The 22,270-nt window shown below is 67.9% G+C and carries 20 protein-coding genes and 1 pseudogene; 12 read left to right on the top strand and 9 right to left on the bottom strand.

Annotated elements, in window-relative coordinates:
* Positions 1-6: 6 nt before the first annotated feature.
* A complete protein-coding gene (locus AWC14_RS26495) occupies positions 7-855 on the bottom strand; it encodes a class I SAM-dependent methyltransferase (protein ID WP_045379361.1) in 849 nt (282 codons plus the stop codon).
* A 61-nt stretch (positions 856-916) separates the two neighbouring features.
* On the opposite strand from AWC14_RS26495, the gene AWC14_RS26490 reads away from it, so the two are divergent.
* Positions 917-1,375, top strand: a complete 459-nt coding sequence (locus AWC14_RS26490; RefSeq protein WP_045379358.1) for a winged helix-turn-helix transcriptional regulator — start codon at positions 917-919, stop codon at positions 1,373-1,375.
* A 102-nt stretch (positions 1,376-1,477) separates the two neighbouring features.
* The gene (gene ileS / locus AWC14_RS26485) at positions 1,478-4,690 is read left to right on the top strand and encodes an isoleucine--tRNA ligase (RefSeq protein WP_082632539.1); all 3,213 of its coding nucleotides are present in this window, start codon (positions 1,478-1,480) and stop codon (positions 4,688-4,690) included.
* A gap of 6 nt (positions 4,691-4,696) precedes the next feature.
* On the opposite strand, the gene AWC14_RS26480 is transcribed toward ileS, so the two are convergent.
* Positions 4,697-5,170 (bottom strand): hypothetical protein, encoded by a 474-nt coding sequence (locus AWC14_RS26480; RefSeq protein ID WP_045379355.1) that lies wholly within the window; start codon positions 5,168-5,170, stop codon positions 4,697-4,699.
* Between the two features lie 66 nt (positions 5,171-5,236).
* Between AWC14_RS26480 and AWC14_RS26475 the strand changes: the two genes are divergently transcribed.
* Complete coding sequence (locus tag AWC14_RS26475; protein WP_057003361.1) at positions 5,237-6,613, top strand: DNA polymerase IV; 1,377 nt, start codon at positions 5,237-5,239, stop codon at positions 6,611-6,613.
* Here the strand turns inward: AWC14_RS26475 and AWC14_RS26470 are convergent.
* Positions 6,578-7,483 carry an asparaginase gene (locus tag AWC14_RS26470; RefSeq protein ID WP_045379352.1) on the bottom strand — a complete coding sequence of 302 codons (906 nt, stop codon included), beginning with the start codon at positions 7,481-7,483 and terminating at the stop codon, positions 6,578-6,580. The two genes, AWC14_RS26475 and AWC14_RS26470, sit on opposite strands and share 36 nt — an antisense overlap.
* A gap of 17 nt (positions 7,484-7,500) precedes the next feature.
* Here AWC14_RS26470 and lspA point away from each other — a divergent pair, with 17 nt between their 5' ends.
* Positions 7,501-8,073: a signal peptidase II gene (gene lspA, locus AWC14_RS26465; protein WP_045379349.1), complete on the top strand. Its 573-nt coding sequence runs from the start codon at positions 7,501-7,503 to the stop codon at positions 8,071-8,073.
* Positions 8,073-8,999 (top strand): RluA family pseudouridine synthase, encoded by a 927-nt coding sequence (locus AWC14_RS26460; RefSeq protein ID WP_045379346.1) that lies wholly within the window; start codon positions 8,073-8,075, stop codon positions 8,997-8,999. The genes lspA and AWC14_RS26460 overlap by 1 nt, the downstream gene beginning before the upstream one ends.
* Before the next feature lie 32 nt (positions 9,000-9,031).
* Here the strand turns inward: AWC14_RS26460 and AWC14_RS26455 are convergent, their stop codons facing one another.
* On the bottom strand, positions 9,032-9,439 hold the full coding sequence (locus tag AWC14_RS26455) for a group I truncated hemoglobin (protein WP_045379343.1): 408 nt from the start codon (positions 9,437-9,439) through the stop codon (positions 9,032-9,034).
* 120 nt (positions 9,440-9,559) lie between these two features.
* Between AWC14_RS26455 and AWC14_RS26450 the strand changes: the two genes are divergently transcribed.
* A complete protein-coding gene (locus AWC14_RS26450) occupies positions 9,560-10,576 on the top strand; it encodes an SDR family NAD(P)-dependent oxidoreductase (RefSeq protein WP_045379340.1) in 1,017 nt (338 codons plus the stop codon).
* Between the two features lie 6 nt (positions 10,577-10,582).
* Positions 10,583-11,374: an SDR family NAD(P)-dependent oxidoreductase gene (locus AWC14_RS26445; RefSeq protein WP_045379332.1), complete on the top strand. Its 792-nt coding sequence runs from the start codon at positions 10,583-10,585 to the stop codon at positions 11,372-11,374.
* On the opposite strand, the gene AWC14_RS26440 is transcribed toward AWC14_RS26445, so the two are convergent.
* Positions 11,371-11,586: a dodecin family protein gene (locus AWC14_RS26440; protein ID WP_045379330.1), complete on the bottom strand. Its 216-nt coding sequence runs from the start codon at positions 11,584-11,586 to the stop codon at positions 11,371-11,373. The two genes, AWC14_RS26445 and AWC14_RS26440, sit on opposite strands and share 4 nt — an antisense overlap.
* 188 nt (positions 11,587-11,774) lie before the next feature.
* Here AWC14_RS26440 and dnaE point away from each other — a divergent pair, with 188 nt between their 5' ends.
* Positions 11,775-15,305, top strand: a complete 3,531-nt coding sequence (dnaE, locus tag AWC14_RS26435) for a DNA polymerase III subunit alpha (protein ID WP_057003362.1) — start codon at positions 11,775-11,777, stop codon at positions 15,303-15,305.
* Positions 15,306-15,342: 37 nt separating this feature from the next.
* Here dnaE and AWC14_RS26430 read toward each other — a convergent pair whose 3' ends face one another.
* Positions 15,343-16,269: an MBL fold metallo-hydrolase gene (locus AWC14_RS26430; protein WP_045379328.1), complete on the bottom strand. Its 927-nt coding sequence runs from the start codon at positions 16,267-16,269 to the stop codon at positions 15,343-15,345.
* Positions 16,262-16,656, bottom strand: a pseudogene (locus AWC14_RS26425) (PPOX class F420-dependent oxidoreductase). The gene AWC14_RS26430 and the pseudogene AWC14_RS26425 overlap by 8 nt, the downstream one beginning before the upstream one ends.
* Positions 16,657-16,718: 62 nt before the next feature.
* On the opposite strand from AWC14_RS26425, the gene AWC14_RS26420 reads away from it, so the two are divergent.
* On the top strand, positions 16,719-17,108 hold the full coding sequence (locus AWC14_RS26420) for a MerR family transcriptional regulator (protein ID WP_045379326.1): 390 nt from the start codon (positions 16,719-16,721) through the stop codon (positions 17,106-17,108).
* Here AWC14_RS26420 and AWC14_RS26415 read toward each other — a convergent pair.
* Positions 17,087-18,325, bottom strand: a complete 1,239-nt coding sequence (locus AWC14_RS26415) for a metal-dependent hydrolase family protein (protein WP_045379323.1) — start codon at positions 18,323-18,325, stop codon at positions 17,087-17,089. The genes AWC14_RS26420 and AWC14_RS26415 overlap by 22 nt on opposite strands.
* A 68-nt stretch (positions 18,326-18,393) precedes the next feature.
* Between AWC14_RS26415 and fadD11 the strand changes: the two genes are divergently transcribed.
* Positions 18,394-20,217, top strand: a complete 1,824-nt coding sequence (fadD11, locus tag AWC14_RS26410; RefSeq protein WP_045379321.1) for a fatty acid--CoA ligase FadD11 — start codon at positions 18,394-18,396, stop codon at positions 20,215-20,217.
* On the opposite strand, the gene AWC14_RS26405 is transcribed toward fadD11, so the two are convergent.
* Entirely contained in the window at positions 20,214-20,405 is a 192-nt protein-coding gene (locus AWC14_RS26405; protein ID WP_045379318.1) for a hypothetical protein, read from the bottom strand. The two genes, fadD11 and AWC14_RS26405, sit on opposite strands and share 4 nt — an antisense overlap.
* Before the next feature lie 89 nt (positions 20,406-20,494).
* Here AWC14_RS26405 and AWC14_RS26400 point away from each other — a divergent pair, with 89 nt between their 5' ends.
* Together AWC14_RS26400 and ilvA are read left to right on the top strand one after the other, a co-directional pair.
* Entirely contained in the window at positions 20,495-20,932 is a 438-nt protein-coding gene (locus AWC14_RS26400) for a nitroreductase family deazaflavin-dependent oxidoreductase (protein WP_045379315.1), read from the top strand.
* A gap of 28 nt (positions 20,933-20,960) precedes the next feature.
* Complete coding sequence (ilvA, locus tag AWC14_RS26395) at positions 20,961-22,250, top strand: threonine ammonia-lyase (RefSeq protein ID WP_045379312.1); 1,290 nt, start codon at positions 20,961-20,963, stop codon at positions 22,248-22,250.
* Positions 22,251-22,270: the final 20 nt, after the last annotated feature.

The following is a 22,270-nucleotide window of genomic DNA, read 5'->3' as shown; positions in this document are numbered from 1 at the left end:
ACGGCTCTACGGCGTCAGCCGAGTGACGGCACTCCAGCGCTTGTTTCCCGGGTTGCGCGGGTCAGGGGCGGGCAGGTACGCGGCGAAGCGATACGGAAACGGCAGCCTGCCGAAGCGGTGCGCGGCCTGCAAAATCGGCTCGGTCTCGACGGGTTTCCAGCCGAGCTCTTCGAAGTAGGCCAGCCCGTTGTCCGGCCCGAATCGAAACGGCGCGTTGGCCATGATGCCTCTGGTCTTCTTGCTCATCCATTTCTTCAGCCCCGCACCCCAGAATTCGAGCAACCACCAGGCAATCTCAGGACGCCTGAACGCCTGCGCAAGGGCGGCGACGTCGCCGGGCTCCAGGTACATCAGCAGCCCCTCGGTCAAGACCAGCGCCTTGCGGGCACCGTCCAGCGCGTCGGTCAAGAACGCGTCGCGGGCCGCGGGGTCGGCCATGTCGACCGCCCAGCGGCGCAGTTGGCATCGCGCTGTCTGGTCGGCGAGCGACTGCTCCTTCTCCGCCAGCAGCGCCGGCAGGTCCGCTTCTATCCAGGTCAAATCCGCTGGCAGGTCCAGCCGGTACGGCCGGGTGTCGAGGCCGGCCGCCACGTTGAGCACCCGGTCGCAGCCCTCCGCGATGGCCTTGACGACGATATCGTCGATCAGCTTGGTGCGGGCCACCAGTGCCCAGCTAACGGGCGGGGCCGCGGCGGCGATGGCGTGGCCGTGCTCGCCGGCGAGCCGCTCGGCGAGGTGGTCACAGAACAGCGCGTCGGGGCGGGCGGACTCGGTGGCACGATAGGCCGCGATCCAGCGGGCCGTGTCGGAAACGTTCGCGATGAGGGTGGCGGCTCCAGCGTCGGGTCGTGTCATACGACTGACCTTACGGCGGTCAGTCGCATCACACAACTGACCCGGTTACCATGGACTGATCATGTTGGACCGCGACTACCCCGACCAGGTCTGCTCGATCGCGCGCACCCTCGAGGTGATCGGGCAACGCTGGTCCGTGCTCGTCATCCGCGACGTCTTCCTCGGCCGGCACCGGTTCGACGAGTTGTGCGCCGGCACCGGCATCACCCGCAGCATGCTTGCCGCGCGGCTGGCGCACCTGGTCGACGAGGGTGTGCTGGAACGACGGCGCTACCAGAGCCGGCCGGAGCGATTCGAGTACCACCTCACCGAGAAGGGCCGCGCACTGTTGCCGGTGCTCACCCAGCTGATGCTGTGGGGCGACCGCTACTACGGCGAACCCGACGGGCCGCCGCTGACGCTTGAACACCACGAGTGCGGCGGGCATCCCGAGGACCGCCTGCACTGCGACCGGTGTGGCGCCGCGCTCACGGGCGACGAGGTGCGGGCTCGCCCGGCTCGATTTGCGCGCCGCCCGTAGAATCGACCCAGCGGCGTCGATCCGGCCATCACCGGGGAGCCTTCGGAAGAACGGCCGGTCAGGCTCAGTAGAACCGAACGGGTAGGCCCGTCACAGCCTGCAATGAGCGGCCACGCCTCTGCGTGGCAAGCGGGGTGGTACCGCGGCGCTCGCGCTACAGCGCGGTCGTCGTCCCCGGCCAGAACAGTGGCACAGGGAGACGACGCTTTGACTTACCCCAAGCTGGCCGGCGGGACGCCCGACTTTCCGGCGGCCGAACTCGAGGTTCTCGACTACTGGGGCCGCGACCACACCTTCCGCGCCAGCATCGCCCGCCGCGCCGACGCCCCCGAGTACGTGTTCTACGACGGGCCGCCGTTCGCCAACGGCCTGCCGCATTACGGGCATCTGCTCACCGGCTACGTCAAGGACATCGTGCCGCGGTACCGGACGATGCGCGGCTACAAGGTGGAGCGTCGCTTCGGCTGGGACACCCACGGCCTGCCCGCCGAACTCGAAGTCGAGCGGCAACTCGGCATCACCGACAAGTCGCAGATCGACGCGATGGGCATCGCCGCGTTCAACGAGGCCTGCCGCGAATCGGTGTTGCGCTACACCGACGAGTGGCAGGCCTATGTCACCCGTCAGGCGCGCTGGGTCGACTTCGAACACGACTACAAGACGCTCGATTTGCCTTACATGGAGTCGGTGATCTGGGCGTTCAAGCAGTTGTGGGACAAGGGCTTGGCGTACGAGGGCTACCGGGTCCTGCCGTATTGCTGGCGCGACGAGACCCCGCTGTCCAACCACGAGCTGCGGATGGACGACGACATCTACCAGAGCCGCCAGGATCCGGCGATCACGGTCGGATTCCTTGTGCCCGAAGGGGAATTGGCCGGCGCGTATCTGTTGGTGTGGACGACGACGCCGTGGACCCTGCCGTCCAACCAGGCGGTCGCTGTCAATCCTGACGTCACCTACGTGCAGGTGCGGGCGGGGGAGCGGCGTTATGTGTTGGCGGAGGCCCGGCTGGCCGCCTACGCCCGCGAGCTCGGCGACGAGCCCGAGGTGCTGGGCCGCTACCGCGGCGCCGACTTGCTGGGTCTGCGGTATCTGCCGCCGTTCCCGTATTTCATGGACTCGGCCAACGCTTTTGCGGTACTCCCCGGCGAGTTCGTGACGACCGAGGACGGTACCGGGATCGTGCACATGGCGCCGGCCTACGGCGAAGACGACAAGGACACCGGTGATCGGGCCGGCATCGTGCCGGTGACGCCCGTCGACGCCAAGGGCCGCTTCGACGCCACGGTCCCGGACTATCAGGGTCAGCACGTCTTCGACGCCAACCCGCACATCATCCGCGATCTGAAGAACGGCACCGGTCCCGCGGCGGCCAACGGCGCGGTGCTGCTGCGGCATGAAACCTACGAGCACCCCTACCCGCACTGCTGGCGCTGCCGAAACCCGTTGATCTACCGGGCGGTGTCGTCGTGGTTCGTCAGGGTCACCGAATTCCGGGACCGCATGGTCGAACTCAACCAGCAGATCACCTGGTACCCCGAGCACGTCAAGGACGGCCAGTTCGGCAAGTGGCTGGCCAACGCGCGCGACTGGTCGATCTCGCGAAACCGCTACTGGGGCACGCCGATTCCGGTGTGGATGTCCGATGATCCGGCGTATCCGCGGATCGACGTCTACGGAAGCCTCGACGAGCTGGCGCGCGACTTCGGGGTGCGCCCGGACAATCTGCACCGGCCCTACATCGACGAGCTCACCCGGCCCAACCCGGACGACCCCACCGGCCGCTCGACGATGCGGCGCATCCCCGACGTTTTCGACGTGTGGTTCGACTCCGGGTCGATGCCGTACGCGCAGGTGCACTACCCGTTCGAGAACCGTGACTGGTTCGACACCCATTACCCCGGCGATTTCATCGTCGAATACATCGGGCAGACCCGCGGCTGGTTCTACACGCTGCACGTGCTGGCCACTGCGCTCTTCGACCGGCCGGCATTCAAAACCTGTGTGGCACATGGCATTGTGCTCGGCAGCGACGGGCAGAAGATGAGCAAGTCGCTGCGCAACTACCCCGACGTGACTGAGGTGTTCGACCGCGACGGCTCCGACGCCATGCGCTGGTTTTTGATGGCGTCGCCGATCCTGCGGGGCGGAAACCTGATCGTCACCGAACCCGGCATCCGCGAAGGCGTGCGCCAGGTCATGTTGCCGTTGACGAACGCCTACAGCTTTTTGGCGCTGTACGCGCCGAAAGTCGGTACCTGGCGCACGGATTCGCGGCATGTGCTGGATCGCTACATTCTGGCCAAGCTGGCGGCGCTGCGCGAGGACCTCACCGCCGAGATGGACGTCTGCGACATCTCGGGTGCCTGCGAGCAGCTGCGCCAATTCACCGAGGCGCTGACCAATTGGTACGTGCGACGCTCCCGGCAGCGGTTCTGGGAAGAGGACGCCGACGCGATCGACACGCTGCACACCGTGCTGGAGGTGACGGCCCGGCTGGCCGCGCCGCTGCTGCCGCTGACCACCGAGGTCATCTGGCGCGGCGTCACCGGCGAGCGCTCGGTGCACCTGACCGACTGGCCCGAGCCCGGCGATGTGCCCGCAGACCCGGATCTGGTGGACGCAATGGACCAGGTGCGCGAGGTGTGCTCGGCGGCGTCGTCGCTGCGCAAGGCCAAGCAGCTTCGGGTGCGTCTGCCCCTGCCGAAACTGACTGTGGCGGTGGAGAATCCGCGGCGACTGGAGCCGTTCACCGATTTGATCGCCGACGAGCTCAACGTCAAGCGCGTCGAGTTGACCGAGGACATCGCCCGCTACGGCCGTTTCGAGCTGACGGTCAACGCCCGTGTCGCGGGGCCACGGCTGGGCAAGGACGTGCAGGCGGCCATCAAGGCGGTCAAGGCCGGCGAGGGCGTCGTCAACGACGACGGCACGCTGACCGCCGGGCCGGCGGTGCTGCAGCCCGACGAGTACAGCTCCCGGCTGGTGGCCGCCGACCCGGACTACACCGCGGCACTGCCCGACGGCGCCGGGCTGGTGGTGCTCGACGCCACGGTCACACCCGAGCTGGAGGCCGAAGGCTGGGCCAAGGACCGCATCCGCGAGCTACAGGAGCTGCGCAAGTGGACCGGCCTGGACGTCTCCGACCGGATCAGCGTGGTGATGTCGGTGCCCGCCGAGCGGGCTGCCTGGGCAGACGCGCACCGCGACCTGATCGCCCGTGAAATCCTGGCCACCCGTTTCGAATTCGGCGACCCGGGGGCGGACGCCGCTGACGTCGGCGACGGCGTGCGGGTGGCGATCGCCAAGGTGTAGACCGGGTTAGCCACCGGGCCGCAGCGCGCGGCGCGCGTACGGCCAGAACGGCATACCCGCAAGGACCGTGGCGCCTGCAGCGATCAGACCGACGGCGGCGTCGACACTTTGGCGTCCGTCGGCCTTCCAGTACACGTCCTCGAGGTCGAGCAGCAACGCCAGCTCGTCGACGATCATCGCGTTGGCCGCCCCGAACGCCACCGCCGCAACGGGGTGGCGCCGCTGTCTGTCGGATCCACGCAGGCCCACCGCACCGACGGCCGACAGCAACGCAATCCCAATGTTGTAGTGGTGAAAATGCCTGTTGCCCAGCTTTATCCCGCCACCCGACGGGCCGTGACCGGCGTGGATCCAGTGGGTCAGCGCTCGCAGCCCGGTGAACGTGACGGTAAACGCCGCCCAGGCCAGAACGGCCGAGCGTTCGTCGGATTCCAGACGCTGCAGCCATTCCTGACGCAGCCGCGACCATGCCGTCGACATGTCGCTCCTCAGCCGGGCTTCACCGCGGGCACGAATCAAGACGTTAGCGCAATAGCATCTGCGAGTGTGGACTCGCGGTGGGTGCTGCATTTCGACATGGACGCGTTCTTCGCGTCCGTCGAGCAGCTGACCCGGCCCACATTGCGGGGGCGCCCGGTGTTGGTCGGCGGGCTGGGCGGGCGCGGGGTGGTGGCCGGCGCCAGCTACGAGTCACGAGTTTTCGGCGCCCGGTCGGCGATGCCGATGCATCAGGCGCGCCGACTGGTCGGCATCCACGCGGTGGTGCTGCCGCCGCGCGGCGTGGTCTACGGGGTGGCCAGCCGGCGGGTTTTCGACGTCATTCGCGCCGTGGTCCCGGTCGTCGAGCAGCTGTCGTACGACGAGGGATTCGCGGAGCCGGCAGAACTGGTCGGGGCGTCGCCCGACGACGTCGAGCGGTTCTGCGAGCAGCTGCGGCGGCGGGTGCGCGACGAGACCGGCCTGGTGGCCTCGGTCGGCGCCGGGTCGGGCAAGCAGATCGCCAAGATCGCCTCGGGTATGGCCAAACCCGACGGTATCCGGGTGGTCCGCCGCGCCGACGAAACACCGCTGCTCGGCGGCCTTCCGGTGCGACGACTGTGGGGGATCGGGCCGGTCGCCGAGGAAAAGCTGCATCGGCTCGGCATCGAGACCATCGGGCAGCTCGCGGCGCTGACGGAAGCCGAGGTGGCCAGCATCCTGGGCGCCACGATCGGCCCCGCGCTACACCGGCTGGCCCGCGGCATCGACGAGCGGCCGGTCACCGAACGCGCCGAAGCCAAGCAGATCAGCGCCGAATCCACCTTCCCCGCCGACCTGACCACGCTCGAGGAACTGCAGGAGGCCGTCGGCCCGATCGCCGAGCACGCCCATCAGCGACTGACCCGTGACGGCCGCGGCGCCCGCACCGTCACGGTGAAGTTGAAGAAGTCAGACATGAGCACGCTGACCCGCTCGGCGACCCTGCCGTACGCGACCGCCGACGCCGCCGCGCTGCTCGCGCTGGCCCGCCGGCTGCTGCTCGACCCGCGCCAGATCGGGCCGATTCGCCTACTCGGCGTGGGGTTTTCGGGGTTGTCCGATGTGCTTCAGGAGTCGTTGTTCCCCGACCTGGACATGTCGGCCGAGACGTCGCACGCCGACCACGCCGCGGAGGCACCGGCGCAGCCGGACACCGCGGCGTGGCGGATCGGCGACGACGTCACCCACCGCGACTTCGGGCACGGCTGGGTGCAGGGCGCCGGCCACGGCGTGGTCACGGTGCGGTTCGAAACCCGCAGCACCGGGCCGGGCCCGGCCCGCACGTTCGCGTCCGACACCGCCGACCTGGCCGCCGCCAACCCCGTGGAGAGCCTCGACTGGCCGGATTACGTTGCGGGACTGGTCGAATCAGCCCCAGCGGCCGACGACGTCGCCGACCGGTAGACCGGCCGCCAGCGCCGCCATCAGCAGCACCCGCACCTGGCTCGGCGGCAGCGTGGGCACCATCGCCGCGCCCGCGTCGGCCAGCTCCCGGCCCGGGCCGTATCCCGCACCGACCCGGGCGCCCGCGACCCGGCTGGACACCGCGACCACCACCCCCGCGGCGCAATGCCGGCGCACCCCGTCGATCACCGCCGCTCCCGCGTTGCCCGAGCCGAGCGCCTCCAGCACCACACCGCGGGCGCCGGCGGCCACGCAGGCATCCAGCGCCACCGCGTCGCCGCCCGGATAGGTCGCGACGATGTCGACGCGCGGCGCCCGTGCCGCGCTGAGCTCGCCCAGGTAGGGCCGGACCTTGTCGCGGACGACCTCCTCGAGGGTCCCCAGCGGCTCGCCCGCGAAGCCCGTCGCCACTTTGCGCAGGCCCAGCGGCTGCAACAGCCGACCGCCGAACGACACCAGCACGCCCAGGTCGCGGGCGTCGGCGCTGGCAGCCACCGACAAAGCGTCGCGCAGGTTGGCCGGGCCGTCGGCGTCGGGCGCGTCGGCGCTGCGCAGGGCGCCGGTGATCACCACCGGCGCCGCGCCGTCGTAGGTGAGGTCGAGCCACAGCGCGGTCTCCTCGAGGGTGTCCGTGCCGTGCGTGACGACCACGCCCCGCGCGCCGCCGTCGACCGCCGCGCGCACCGCCGCGCCGATCACGTCCCAGTCGGCCGGCGTCAACTGCGAGCTATCCAGCGAGAGCACGTCGACGACATCCACGTCCAGGCCGGCGGTCAGCTCGGCGCCGCTGCGGGTCGGCCGGCGTACCCCGTCGGCGTCGGTGCTGGTGGCGATCGTGCCACCGGTGCTGATGACCGTCAGGCGGCTCATGCTGGGATGATAGGGGCGTGACTGACGAATCCCCCGCGGGAACGCCGCAACCTACTGCTCCGCCGCGACGGCTGCGCCTGCTGCTCTCGGTCGCGGCGGTGGTGTTGGCGCTCGACATCGTCACCAAGGTGCTCGCCGTCAGGCTGCTGACCCCGGGCCAGCCGGTGTCGATCATCGGCGACACCGTCACCTGGACGTTGGTGCGCAATTCCGGGGCCGCGTTCTCGATGGCGACCGGATACACCTGGCTGCTGACCCTGATCGCGACGGGGGTGGTGGTCGGGATCTTCTGGATGGGACGGCGTCTGGTCTCGCCGTGGTGGGCCATTGGCCTGGGCATGATCCTGGGCGGCGCGATGGGCAACCTGGTCGATCGGTTCTTCCGGTCGCCGGGCCCGCTGCGCGGGCATGTCGTCGACTTCCTGTCGATCGGCTGGTGGCCGGTGTTCAATGTCGCCGACCCGTCGGTGGTGGGCGGGGCGATCCTGCTGGTTGCGCTGTCGGTGTTCGGCTTCGACTTCGACACCGTCGGCCGGCGGAAACCGGGCGACGAACTCGTGGAGACCGCCGGCAAGGCCGACGAGCGCTGATGCCCGACCGGTCGATGCCCGTCCCGGAGGGCTTGGCGGGCATGCGGGTGGATGCGGGGCTGGCGCGGCTGCTCGGCCTGTCCCGCACCGCCGCCGCGGCGCTGGCCGAAGGCGGCGACGTCGAGCTGGACGGCGCGCCGGCCGGCAAGTCCGATCGGCTGACCCCGGGCGCCCTGCTGCACGTGCGGTTGCCCGACGCGCCGGCCCCGCTGGAGAACACACCCGTCGAGATCGAAGGCATGAAAGTTCTCTACGCCGACGACGACATCGTCGCGGTCGACAAACCCGCCGGGGTGGCCGCGCACGCGTCGGTCGGCTGGACCGGGCCGACGGTGCTCGGCGGACTGGCCGGCGCCGGCTTCCGGATCACGACGTCGGGTGTGCACGAGCGCCAGGGCATCGTGCATCGCCTGGACGTGGGGACGTCGGGGGTGATGGTGGTGGCCATCTCCGAGAGCGCGTACACCGTTCTCAAGCGGGCATTCAAGCAGCGCACCGTCGACAAGCGTTATCACGCGCTGGTGCAAGGACATCCGGACCCGTCCAGCGGCACCATCGACGCACCGATCGGCCGGCATCGTGGCCACGACTGGAAGTTCGCCGTCACCGCGAACGGCCGGCACAGCCTGACCCACTACGACACCATCGAAGCGTTCGTCGCGGCCAGCCTGCTCGACGTGCACCTGGAAACCGGTCGCACCCACCAGATTCGGGTGCATTTCGCCGCGCTGCACCACCCCTGCTGCGGCGACCTCACCTACGGGGCCAACCCCAAACTCGCGAAAAAGCTTGGGCTGGAACGGCAATGGCTGCACGCCCGGTCGCTGGCATTCGCTCACCCGGCCGACGGCAGGCGCATCGAGATCGTCAGCCCGTACCCCGAGGATTTGCAGCACGCGCTGGACGTGCTGCGCGCCGAGGGATAACTAGGCGGGCTTACGGCCTCGACCAGGACGGCTCAGACCCGCGCGGTCTCGGCGTCCGAGGCGATGTCGCCGGCGAGCGGCGCCACCACGGCGAGTATCTCGTCGATCGTTTCGGACGGCACTCCGGCCGCCGCCAACGAGTCCGTCAGATGCCCGGCCACTAGGTTGAAGTGGTGCATGGTGATGCCGCGGCCCTGATGCACCTGCTTCATCGACGCGCCTTCGTAGGGTTCGGGCCCGCCCAGCGCCGCGGCCAGAAATGCGGCCTGCTTGCCCTTCAGCCGATTCATGTTCGTTCCCGCGAAGAAGCCAGAAAGCTCGTCGTCGTCGAGCACGCGAGCATAGAAGTCCTCGACAACCATTTCGAGCGCCTCGTGGCCGCCGATCCTGGCGTAGATACTGGTCGCTTTGCGTTTGCGAAACCGTGAAAGCATTCCCATGCGTCTAGGGCATCATTGGCCGGTTGCACCGCCGTTAGACGGTCGTCACGGGCAAATTACTCGACGTAACAAGGCGATTGCCCACGAATCACCCGCTGTGGTGTAGGACACTGTAGATCCATGAATCTCGCTGACCTCACCAGCCTTGTCGAAAAGCCGATCGCTGCCGTCTCGAGCATTGTCAACACGCCCAATTCCGCGGGGCGGTACCGACCGTTTTATCTGCGCAACCTGCTCGACGCTGTGGCGGGCCGTAGCCTCCACGATGCCGTCGACGGCACGATCACCGTGATCACCGGGGGATCGTCCGGCATCGGGGAAGCGACCGCCAAGAAAATCGCCCGCGCCGGCGGCGAGGTGGTGTTGGTCGCCCGTACTCCCGAGAAGCTGGAGAAGGTCGCCGATGGAATCCGTGCCGATGGCGGCACCGCCCATGTCTACCCCTGCGACTTGTCCGACATGGACGCCGTTGCCGCGATGGCCGACCAAGTGCTGGCCGACCTCGGCCGCGTCGACATCCTGATCAACAATGCCGGCAAGTCGATTCGGCGCTCACTTGCGTTGTCTTACGACCGAATTCACGACTACCAGCGAACCATGCAGCTGAATTACTTCGGCGCGGTGCAGCTCATTTTGAAGTTCATCCCAGGAATGCGGGAACGTGGTTTCGGCCAGATCATCAACGTGTCGTCTGCCGGCGTGCAGACCCGCGCACCGCGCTTCGGTGCCTACATCGCCAGCAAGGCCGCGCTCGACACGCTGTGCGACGCGCTGCAGGCCGAAACCGTCAACGACGACGTGCGATTCACCACCGTGCACATGGCGCTGGTCCGCACGCCGATGATCAGCCCCACCACCATGTACGACCGGTTCCCGACGCTGACGCCCGATCAGGCGGCGGGTGTGCTCGCCGATGCGATCGTGCACCGGCCGCGCCGGGTCAGCCCTCCGATCGGGCAGTTCGCGGCCGTCGCCGACGCGGTCAACCCGTTGGTGATGGACTACGTCCGCAACCGCGCCTTCGCCATGTTCGACGACTCCGCCGCCGCGGCGGGCAGCGAACGCGCCGAGGAGACAACGAAATTCGACAAACGTAGCGAGACGTTTGTACGTGCCACCCGCGGGATCCACTGGTAGGACATCATGAGCCTGCCCAAACCGAGCAACCACGCAACCGTCGTCGTCACGGGCGCCTCGTCCGGCATCGGCACCGAATTGGCTCGCGGCCTGGCCCGCCGCGGCTACCCGCTGCTGCTTGTTGCGCGTCGCAGAGAACGCCTGGACGACCTCGCCGCGGAACTCACCAAGGAGTACTCGGTCGGGGTCGATGTCATGCCGCTGGATCTGGCCAAGACCCGGGGACGCGCCGCTCTGGCCGACCTGATCGGCCGCGAACCGATCGCGGGGCTGTGCAACAGCGCCGGCTTCGGGACCAGCGGCGCGTTCCACGAGTTGCCGATCGAGCGGGAAACCGAGCAGGTCACGCTCAACGCGTTGGCTCTGATGGAGCTGACCCATGCCGCGCTGCCCGGCATGGTCGAGCGTGGCGCCGGAGCGGTGCTCAACATCGCGTCGATCGCGGCGTTCCAGCCGTTGCCGGGCATGGCGGTCTACTCGGCCACCAAGGCGTTCGTCCAGACCTTTTCCGAAGCCGTGCACGAGGGGCTGCACGGCACCGGGGTCTCGTGCACCGTCTTGTGTCCCGGACCGGTGCCGACGGAGTGGGCGCAGATCGCCGACGCCGAGCACGTGAACATCGGCTTGGCGCAAGTCTCGCCGCACGACGTCGCCGAAGCCGCGATCGCCGGGATGCGCGACGGTAAGCGCAGCGTCGTGCCCGGGCTGGTGCCGAAAGTCGCCAGCGTGGGCGGCAGGTTCGCGCCGCGCAGCGTGCTGCTGCCCGCGCTTCGGATCGTCCGGGACCTGCGCCGCTAGGACGTCTTGCGCGGCCTGATCTTGAACGAGATCCGCAGCTTCGTGCGGTAGGTGATCCCCCCACTCGAGTCCAGGGCCAGATCCTGCTCGACGACCTCGGCGACCCGGATGTCGTCGATGGTCTCCTGTGCCCGGCGCACCGCCTCCGCCGCGGCGTCCTCCCAAGACACGGTGCTCGTCCCGATCAAGTCGGTGACCCGGTACACGCTCATGCCTGTCAAGCTAGAGCAGCCGAGCAGCAACTGTCCCAAGAAATGCGCGCCGAGCGTGAAACGGCTGCGAAAATCTGGCCGGGAAGTCGCAGCAGCGTCACGTTCGGCGAGGAGGTCGACGGCGCAAAGCAGACACGCATGCCGACACGCCGAGACTCGTCGGTGCCCGGTCATAGACTGGCGTCTCTATGAACCAGTCCTTCGTGCACCTGCATAACCACACCGAGTATTCGATGTTGGACGGTGCTGCGAAGATCACCCCGATGCTCGCCGAGGCGGAGCGGCTGGAAATGCCCGCGATCGGGATGACCGACCACGGAAACATGTTCGGCGCCAGCGAGTTCTACAACGCGGCCACCAAGGCGGGAATCAAGCCGATCATCGGCGTCGAGGCCTATATCGCGCCCGGCTCTCGATTCGACACCCGCCGCATCTTCTGGGGCGACCCTGGCCAAAAGAGCGACGACGTCTCCGGCAGCGGGTCGTACACCCACCTGACCATGGTCGCCGAGAACGCCACCGGCCTGCGCAACCTGTTCAAGCTGTCGTCGCTGGCCTCCTTCGAGGGCCAGCTGAGCAAGTGGTCGCGGATGGACGCCGAGCTGATCGCCGAGCACGCCGAGGGCATCATCGCCACCACCGGCTGCCCGTCCGGTGAGGTGCAGACCCGGCTGCGGCTCGGGCAACGCCGCGAAGCGCTGGAGGCCGCCGCCAAGTGGCGGGAGATCTTCGGCCCGCAGAACTACTTCCTCGAGCTGATGGACCACGGGCTCGACATCGAACGCCGGGTCCGCGACGGGCTGCTGGAAATCGGCCGCACCCTCAACATCCCGCCGCTGGCCACCAACGACTGCCACTACGTCACCCGCGACGCCGCCCACAACCACGAGGCGCTGCTGTGCGTGCAGACCGGCAAGACGCTCTCGGATCCCAACCGGTTCAAGTTCGACGGCGACGGCTACTACCTCAAGTCGGCCGCCGAGATGCGCGAGATCTGGGACCACCAGGTCCCCGGCGCCTGTGACGCGACGCTGCTGATCGCCGAGCGGGTGGGCTCCTACGCCGACGTGTGGGCGCCGCGCAACCGGATGCCGGTCTTCCCGGTCCCCGAGGGGCACGACCAGGCCTCCTGGCTGCGTCACGAGGTGGAGGCCGGGTTGCGGCGACGCTTCGGTGACAGGCTGCCCGACGGATACGCGCAGCGGGCCGCCTACGAGATCGAAGTCATCTGCGACAAGGGATTTCCGTCGTACTTCCTGATCGTCGCCGACCTGATCAACTACGCCCGCTCGGTCGACATCCGGGTGGGGCCGGGCCGCGGCTCGGCGGCGGGCTCGCTGGTCGCCTACGCGCTCGGCATCACCGACATCGACCCCATCCCGCACGGGTTGCTGTTCGAGCGCTTCCTCAACCCGGAGCGCACGTCGATGCCGGACATCGACATCGACTTCGACGACCGTCGCCGCGGCGAAATGGTGCGCTACGCCGCCGAGAAGTGGGGCCAGGACCGGGTTGCCCAGGTCATCACCTTCGGCACCATCAAAACCAAAGCGGCGCTGAAGGATTCGGCGCGGATCCACTACGGCCAGCCCGGCTTTGCAATCGCCGACCGGATCACCAAGGCGCTGCCGCCGGCGATCATGGCCAAGGACATTCCGCTGGCCGGCATCACCGACCCCAACCACGAGCGCTACAAGGAAGCCGCCGAGGTCCGCGGCCTGATCGACACCGACCCCGACGTGCGCACCATCTACCAGACCGCCCGCGGGCTGGAGGGCCTGATCCGCAACGCCGGGGTGCACGCCTGCGCGGTGATCATGAGCAGCGAGCCGCTGACGGAGGCCATTCCGCTGTGGAAGCGGCCGCAGGACGGCGCCATCATCACCGGCTGGGACTACCCGGCATGCGAGGCCATCGGCCTGCTGAAGATGGACTTCCTCGGGCTGCGCAACCTGACGATCATCGGCGACGCGATCGAGAACATCAGGGCCAACAGGGGAATCGACCTCGACCTGGAATCGGTGCCGCTGGACGACAAGGCGACCTACGAGCTGCTGGGCCGCGGCGACACGCTCGGGGTGTTCCAGCTCGACGGCGGGCCGATGCGCGACCTGCTGCGCCGCATGCAGCCCACCGGGTTCGAAGACGTGGTCGCGGTGATCGCGCTGTACCGGCCCGGCCCGATGGGGCAGAACGCCCACAACGAGTACGCCGACCGCAAGAACGGCCGCCAGCCGATCAAGCCGATCCATCCCGAGCTGGCCGAGCCGCTGGAGGAGATCCTCGCCGAAACGTACGGCCTGATCGTCTACCAAGAGCAGATCATGCGGATCGCGCAGAAGGTGGCCGGCTACTCGCTGGCCCAAGCCGACATTCTGCGCAAGGCGATGGGCAAGAAGAAGGCCGACGTGCTGGCCGCCGAATACGAAAGCTTCTCGGCGGGAATGCAATCCAACGGTTTCTCGGCCGGCGCCATCAAGGCGCTGTGGAACACCATCCTGCCGTTCGCCGACTACGCGTTCAACAAGTCGCATGCCGCTGGCTACGGGATGGTGTCGTACTGGACTGCGTACCTGAAGGCGAACTATCCCGCCGAATACATGGCGGGGCTCTTGACGTCGGTGGGCGACGACAAGGACAAGGCCGCGGTGTACCTGGCCGACTGCCGCAAGCTCGGCATCACCGTGTTGCCGCCGGACGTCAACGAGTCCGGGCTCAACTTCGCCTCGGTCGGCGCCGACATCCGCTACGGGCTCGGCGCGGTACGCAACGTCGGCGCCAACGTCGTTGCCTCCCTGATCAATACCCGTACCGAGAAGGGCAAGTTCACCGACTTCTCCGACTACCTCAACAAGATCGACATCGCGGCGTGCAACAGGAGGGTCACCGAGTCGCTGATCAAGGCCGGCGCGTTCGACTCGCTGGGCCACCCGCGTAAAGGCTTGTTCCTGGTGCACACCGACGCCGTGGATTCGGTGCTGGGCACCAAAAAGGCCGAGGCGATGGGCCAGTTCGACCTGTTCGGTGGCGAAGACGCCGGCACCAACGCGGTGTTCACCATCAAGGTGCCCGACGAGGAGTGGGACGACAAGCACAAGCTGGCCCTCGAGCGCGAGATGCTGGGCTTGTATGTGTCCGGGCATCCGCTCAACGGCGTCGCGCATCTGCTGGCCACCCAGGTCGACACGCCCATTCCGGCGATCCTCGACGGAGATGTTCCCAACGACACCGCGGTCAAGGTGGGTGGCATCCTCGCCTCGGTCAACCGGCGGGTAAACAAGAATGGGATGCCGTGGGCGTCGGCGCAATTGGAAGACCTGACCGGTGGCATCGAGGTGATGTTCTTCCCGCACACCTATTCCACGTACGGGGCGGACATCGTCGACGACGCGGTGGTGCTGGTCAGCGCGCGGGTGAAGATCCAAGACGACAGAGTCTGCCTGATCGCGAACGATCTTGTGGTACCGGACTTTTCCGGCGCACAGGTGGACCGGCCGCTGGCGGTCAGCCTGCCCACCCGCCAATGCACCATGGACAAGGTCACCGCGCTCAAGCAGGTGCTGGCGCGCCACCCCGGCACGTCGCAGGTGCATCTGCGGTTGATCAGCGGCGACCGGATCACCACCCTGGAACTCGACTCGTCGCTGCGGGTGACCCCGTCGCCGGCGCTGATGGGCGACCTCAAGGCGCTGCTAGGCCCGGGCTGTCTGGGTGGTTGACGGCCACCGAGTGTGAAGCTGGCCGCACACTCGGTGGTTAGGCGGACAACCACATCGACGCCTGATGGTCGTGGGTCGGGATGATCGTCACCGCGTGACGGGCCAGGTGCAGTCGTTGGAGTGTTCGGAAGGTTTCGTCACGATCCTCGTCTGCGAAAGCGCCGGGGTAACTTGACTTTTGCCGGATGCTGTCGATCTGCAATTCGTGCCAGGCGGCATCACCGGCGATCAGGATCCATCCCCGCCCGGTGTGGGTGAGCACCCCGATGCTGCCCGGGGTATGTCCAGCGAGGTCCACAAGGATCACGGAGTAGTCGCCGAACAGATCGTGACTTCGGGTGAAGGTGAGTATCGGTGGTCCATCCAGGTCGTATTCCACGATGGGCCGATCGCGCAGCGAATCGCGGACGCCGCCGACCGGCGCGACCCGCCCGGAACTGATCCATTCGTGTTCTGTGCGGTGCAGGTGAACCGGAAGGTCGGGAATGTCCAGCAGCCCCGAGACGTGATCCCAGTGTGCGTGGGTCGGTAAGGCGAAATCCAAGTGCGGTTCTTCGGCCAGCCGACGCAGTGCGGTGATCGTTGGAATCGCATCGGCGGGCGGACGGACCGCGACGCGCAGCACTGTCGGTAGTTGGGCGATCGCCCGTTGCTCGACGTCAATGCACACGGCGGGATCGACGATGAACGTGGCCTGCGGATGCGTAACGACGAACGAGGTCAATGCGTTTGGCACCCGCCGAGGCGCGAACATACCCTCGACGATCGTCGGGGTCGGCACCCAGCGAGGCACCTGCGGAAGCGCAGTCAGCGTCACGGTGTTCCGGGGATCCGGCAGTCCCGCGTCGACGATGCTGCGGATGAACCGCTGATCCGGCCGCCTGGGCCGCACCAGACCGCGAACGAGTCCGGCTGCGGCGGTGCAGCATTCGAAAACAGTCGGTGAGCGAACCGGGTCAGACATGTGACAACTCCACTCGAACGATGACGCTGTCGGGCCAAACTTCCCGGTCACGTGCGCGGCGTAGCTTTTCGCGCACGCACAGATCCTGGTGCACATTGGTGACGCCCGGAACTTTGATCAGCGGCGCGATGTTCCACTGCCAGTGGCGCGGCCCGCGATGGTCGTCGCGCCGCGAGGGATCCGGCCGCGGTAGTCGCAGGCCGTGAGCTCGACGTCGGGACGCGCCGCCAGTCGGCGTGTCTTCGGGCCCACTTTGGTGCGAAATAGCAGCACGTTTCGGTCGAGGGCGAACCAGATCGGCGTGTCAACCGGCGTGCCGTCGCGGCGGAAGCTTCGCAGTGAGGCGTATCGGGCGGCGCGCAACTCGTCGAGTACCTGTGTGTGCATACCGCCGAGTCAACGACTTAGAGTTGGCTCTAAGTCAAGTTCTGGATCTCGTGGAGGGCCCGATGACCACAGCGCTCACGATCGGGGACGTAGCACGCCAAGCGGGTGTCGCGGCGACCACGTTGCGGTACTACGAGCAGATCGGACTGCTGCCGGCTCCAGTCAGGGTGGGCGGTCAGCGCCGCTACGACGATGCCGTGCTGACCCGGCTGGAGGTGATCCGGCTCTGCAAATCCGCTGGCTTCGCGCTTGACGAGATCCAGGTGCTGTTCGCCGACGACGAGCCCGGGCGCCCGGCCAGCCGCGCGCTTGCCGAGGCCAAACTCGCCGAGATCGACGCGCAGATGGCGTCGTTGGCGCGCGCCCGCGCCGTGATCGAGTGGGGGATGCGTTGCACCTGCCCGTCAATCGACGCCTGTACCTGTGGCATTCATGCCGCCTTGCCCTTGTAGATGACACCGTCTTTCATCACGAAGTCCACCTGTCCGGTGACCTCGATGTCGGCGAGCGGGTCGCCGGGCATCGCGATCACATCGGCGATCTTGCCCTCGGCGATCACGCCGAGGTCGTCGAGCCGGAGCAGTTCGGCGGCAACGCTGGTGGCAGCCTGCAGCGCCCGCAGCGGGCTGATGCCGGTGGACACCATCGCCGGGAACTCACGCCAATTCTCGTGGTGCGGAAACATGCCCGCGTCGGTGCCGAACGCGATGCGAACGTTGCTGGCGGCCAGCCGCTCGGCCGCATCCAGCAACGGGCCGCGGTACTTCCGGAACTTGCGCAGCGCGTACTCGGGCACTCCGGCCAGCAACGGGTCGTCTTCGCCGCGCCGCGCGCCGGACAGGATCGCGTACTGCGTCGGGACCATGAAAACCCCGGCGTCCTCCATCATTCGCAACGTCTCGGCGGAGGCGAGGTTGCCGTGCTCGATACTGCGCACGCCGGCGCGCACGGCGCGCTGGATGCCTTCGTCGCCGTAGCTGTGCGGGGTGACCGGAATATCGAGGTCGGTGGCCGTGGCGACCAGGACGTCGATCTCCTCCTGGCTGTAGGTGGCGTGGCCGGGATCGTCCGACGGCGACGCGAAGCCGCCGGTCGCCGCGAACTTGATCCAGTCGGCACCGGCCCGGATCTCCTGCCGCACCCGGGAGCGGATCTCGTCACCACCGTCGGCCGCCGCCAACTGCAATGGCCGCGCGTCGCCCTGATATTCGTCGGCGAGGAATCCGCTGAAGTCACCGTGCCCGCCGCGCGCGGAAATCATGTGCGGCGCCACCACCATCCGCGGCCCCTCGACCAGACGGGCCGCAACCGCGTCGCGCAGGTCAATCGTCGGGTAGTCGACGTCGCCGCAACCCAAGTCGCGGATAGTGGTGAACCCGTTGCTCAGCAAGGCCCGCAATACCGGCAGCGACATCAGCGCCTTCGCGGTGCTCGAGCGGGCGGCCAGGTGCGGGCCCAACGGCGGCGCCACCATCACATGGGTATGGCAATCGATGAACCCCGGCGTCACCGTGTGGCCGGACAGGTCGACCACCCGCGCATCGGCCGGCGCCTCGAGCGCGTCGCCGACCCGTCGGATCCGGCCGTCGACGACGAGCACGTGCCGCGGAGTGGCGGACGCCGAGACCCCGTCCCACACGTTCGCGCCGGTGATCAGCGTCGCCGCCATGTCGGCGAACCTACTCCTGCGCCGATCGACTTTGTGCTCTGATCGGGTAGGTAGCAAAGGAGATTGCAATGACGACAGCCGAGCGGCCGCGCACCTTGCCCGCAGCATTCCAGCGCACTGCGGCGATCGATCCGGACGCCGTGGCGCTGCGCACGCCCGGCGACACTGCGACGTTGAGCTGGCGCGAATACGCGGCGCAGGTGCGCCGGGTCGCGGCGGGGCTGGCCGGGCTCGGGGTGCGTCGCGGCGACACCGTCTCGCTGATGATGGCCAACCGGATCGAGTTCTACCCGCTCGAGGTGGGCGCACAGCACGTCGGCGCCACGTCGTTCTCGGTCTACAACACGCTGCCCGCCGAGCAACTGACCTACCTGTTCGACAATGCGGGCACCAAGGTGGTGATGTGCGAGGCCCGATACGTCGACCGGATCCGCGCCAGCGGCGCGCCGATCGAGCACATTGTCTGCATTGACGGTTCGCCGCCGGGAACGCTGTCGGTGGACGATCTGCATGCCGCCGCCAGCGACGACTTCGACTTCGAATCCACTTGGCGGGCAGTACAACCCGACGATGTCGTCACCCTCATCTACACCTCGGGAACCACCGGCAACCCCAAAGGTGTGGAGATGACGCAAGCCAACCTGCTGTTCGAGGCCGAAGCACTCGATGCCGTTCTCGGTGTCGAATTCGGGGACCGGATAACCTCTTTTCTGCCCTCGGCGCACATCGCCGACCGGATGATGGCGTTGTACAACCAGGAAGTCTTCGGAACGCAGGTAACGGTGGTGTCCGACGCCCGTGCCATCGCGGCTGCGTTGCCCGATGTGCGGCCCACCATTTGGGGCGCGGTGCCCCGTGTTTGGGAAAAGCTCAAGGCCGCGATCGAATTCGCGGTGGCAAACGAGCCGGACGAGGAGCGCCGTCTCGCGTTGCAGTGGGCGCTGGCGCTCGCCGGGAAACGCGCCGAGGCGTTGATCGCCGGCGAGCCGGTACCCGATGACGTGGCGGCGGAATGGGCGACGGCCGACGAGTTGGTGCTGTCCAAGCTGCGCGCCAGGCTGGGGCTGGACCAGTTGCGGTGGGCGGTGTCCGGGGCGGCCCCGATCCCCAGGGAAACCCTCGGCTTCTTCGCCGGCATCGGTATCCCGATCTCCGAGGTGTGGGGGATGTCGGAGCTCAGTTGCGTTGCCAGCGTGGTCCATCCACGCGAGGGACGCCTGGGCACGGTGGGCAAGCTGCTGCCGGGGCTGGAGAGCAAGATCGCCGACGACGGCGAGTTCCTGGTTCGCGGGCCGCTGGTGATGAAGGGCTATCGCAAGGAGCCGGCCAAGACCGCCGAAGCGATCGACGCCGACGGCTGGCTGCACACCGGCGACATTCTCGACATCGACGCCGACGGCTACCTACGGGTGGTCGACCGCAAAAAGGAACTGATCATCAATGCGGCCGGCAAGAACATGTCGCCGGCCAACATCGAGAACGCGATCATGGCGGCTTGCCCGATGATCGGTGCGATGGTCACGATCGGTGACGGGAGGCCGTTCAACACCGCGTTACTGGTGTTCGACGCCGACTCGGTGGCGCCCTACGCCGCCCAGCACGGTCTCGACCCCTCGGCCGCGGCGTTGGCGGCCGACCCGGAAGTGATTGCGCGGATTGCGGCGGGAGTGGCCGAGGGCAACGCCAAACTGTCGCGGGTCGAGCAGATCAAGCGTTTCCGGGTGCTGCCCACGTTGTGGGAGCCCGGCGGCGACGAGATGACGCTGACCATGAAGCTCAAACGGCGCCCGATCGCGGAGAAGTACGCCGCCGAAATCGACGAGCTTTACGCGAGCGAGCCGGGACCCGACGTACACGAACCCAAGGCCGCCACGACGGCGCAACCGGCTTAGTTGCGGGAGAGCGTCTTGAATGTGAGCCCGGACACCACGGCCACCGCCGCGGCGGTCAGCACCGACGGCGCGGCACTGGTGGTCAGCAGCCCGACGATCAGGAAGGTGACCAGGCCGGCAAGCAGCGCGACCAGCTTGTAGCGCGGCCACGGCACACCGGCGAGCAGTACGGGTTGCGGCGCTGTCACAAAGTTCAGGATACCGAGTACACAGGGTTTCGGCCAAGCGAAACTCCCGATCAGGCAGCCCTCGATTCCCCACCTTCTAAGGTGGGGGTATGCCGCTATCAGGTGAGTACGCCCCGAGCCCACTGGACTGGTCGCGCGAGCAGGCCGAGAAGTACGCCGCCTCCGGCGGGACCGAGGGCACCGAGATGCAGGGAAAGCCCGTCATACTGCTGACCACCGTCGGAGCGAAGACTGGCAAACTACGCAAGACGCCGCTGATGCGGGTCGAGCACAACGGCGAGTACGCCATCGTCGCGTCGCTGGGTGGCGCGCCGAAGAACCCGGTCTGGTACTACAACGTCAAGAAGAACCCACGGGTCGAGTTGCAGGACGGCCCGGTCAGCGGTGACTACGAGGCGCGCGAGGTCTTCGGCGACGAGAAAGCCGTCTGGTGGGAGCGGGCCGTCGAGGTGTGGCCGGACTACGCCAAATACCAGGCCAAAACCGACCGGCAAATTCCGGTGTTTGTGCTGACCCCTGTGCACTGAACTGCCTGTTGGGTGGCACCATTGATCGGTGTCCGCCGAACCGAGCCAGACGCCGAGCACCCAGGTCACCGGGCCGTTGACCGCGGCCGACATCGACGCGGCGGCTGACCGGATTGCCGGCGTGGTCACACCGACACCGCTGCAGCTCTGTGACCGGCTGTCGGCGATGACCGGCGCCCGGGTCTACCTCAAACGAGAAGACCTGCAGTCGGTTCGTTCGTACAAGCTGCGCGGTGCCTACAACCTGCTAGTGCAGCTGTCGCCGGAGGAGGTCGCCGCGGGCGTGGTGTGTTCGTCGGCCGGCAACCACGCCCAGGGCTTCGCGTTCGCGTGCCGGGCGTTGGGGATCCACGGGCGGGTCTATGTGCCGGCCAAGACCCCCAAGCAGAAGCGTGATCGCATCCGCTATCACGGCGGGGATTTCATCGAGCTGATCGTGGGCGGAACGACCTACGACCTGGCCGCCGAGGCTGCGCTCGACGATGTGGCCAGGACCGGCGCCACCCTGGTGCCGCCGTTCGACGACGTGCGGACCATCGCCGGGCAGGGCACCATCGCGGTCGAACTGCTCGACCAGCTCGGCGGCGAGCCGGATCTGGTGGTGGTCCCGGTGGGCGGCGGCGGCTGCATCGCGGGTATCACCACCTATCTGGCGGAGCGGACGACGAAAACGTCAGTGCTGGGCGTCGAACCGGCGGGCGCGGCGGCGATGATGGCCGCGCTGGCCGCGGGGGAGCCGGTGACGCTGGACTATGTCGACCAGTTCGTCGACGGCGCCGCCGTCAACCGGGCCGGCACCCTGACGTATGCGGCGCTGGCCGCCGCCGGGGACATGGTGTCGATCACGGCGGTCGACGAGGGCGCGGTCTGCACCGCGATGCTCGACCTGTATCAGCACGAGGGCATCATCGCCGAGCCGGCCGGCGCGCTGTCGGTGGCTGGCCTGCTGGAGACCGACGTCGAGCCGGATTCGACTGTGGTGTGCCTGATTTCGGGCGGCAACAACGACGTGTCTCGCTACGGGGAAGTGCTGGAGCGCTCGCTGGTTCATCTCGGGCTCAAGCACTACTTCCTCGTCGACTTCCCGCAGGAGCCGGGCGCACTGCGCCGATTCCTCGACGACGTGCTCGGACCCAACGACGACATCACGCTGTTCGAGTACGTCAAGCGCAACAACCGGGAGACCGGCGAAGCGCTGGTCGGCATCGAGCTGGGGTCGGCCGCGGACCTGGACGGGCTGCTCGAGCGCATGCGGGCCACCGAGATTCACGTCGAGGCGCTCGAGCCGGGCTCGCCGGCCTACCGCTATTTGTTGTAGCCGGCACCTGGCCGCGAGCG

This window comes from Mycobacterium kyorinense, assembly GCF_002101735.1.
Classification (GTDB): Bacteria; Actinomycetota; Actinomycetes; order Mycobacteriales; family Mycobacteriaceae; genus Mycobacterium; species Mycobacterium kyorinense.
Note: the sequence above shows the minus strand (reverse complement) of the source record. Positions and strands in the feature narration are given on the sequence as shown.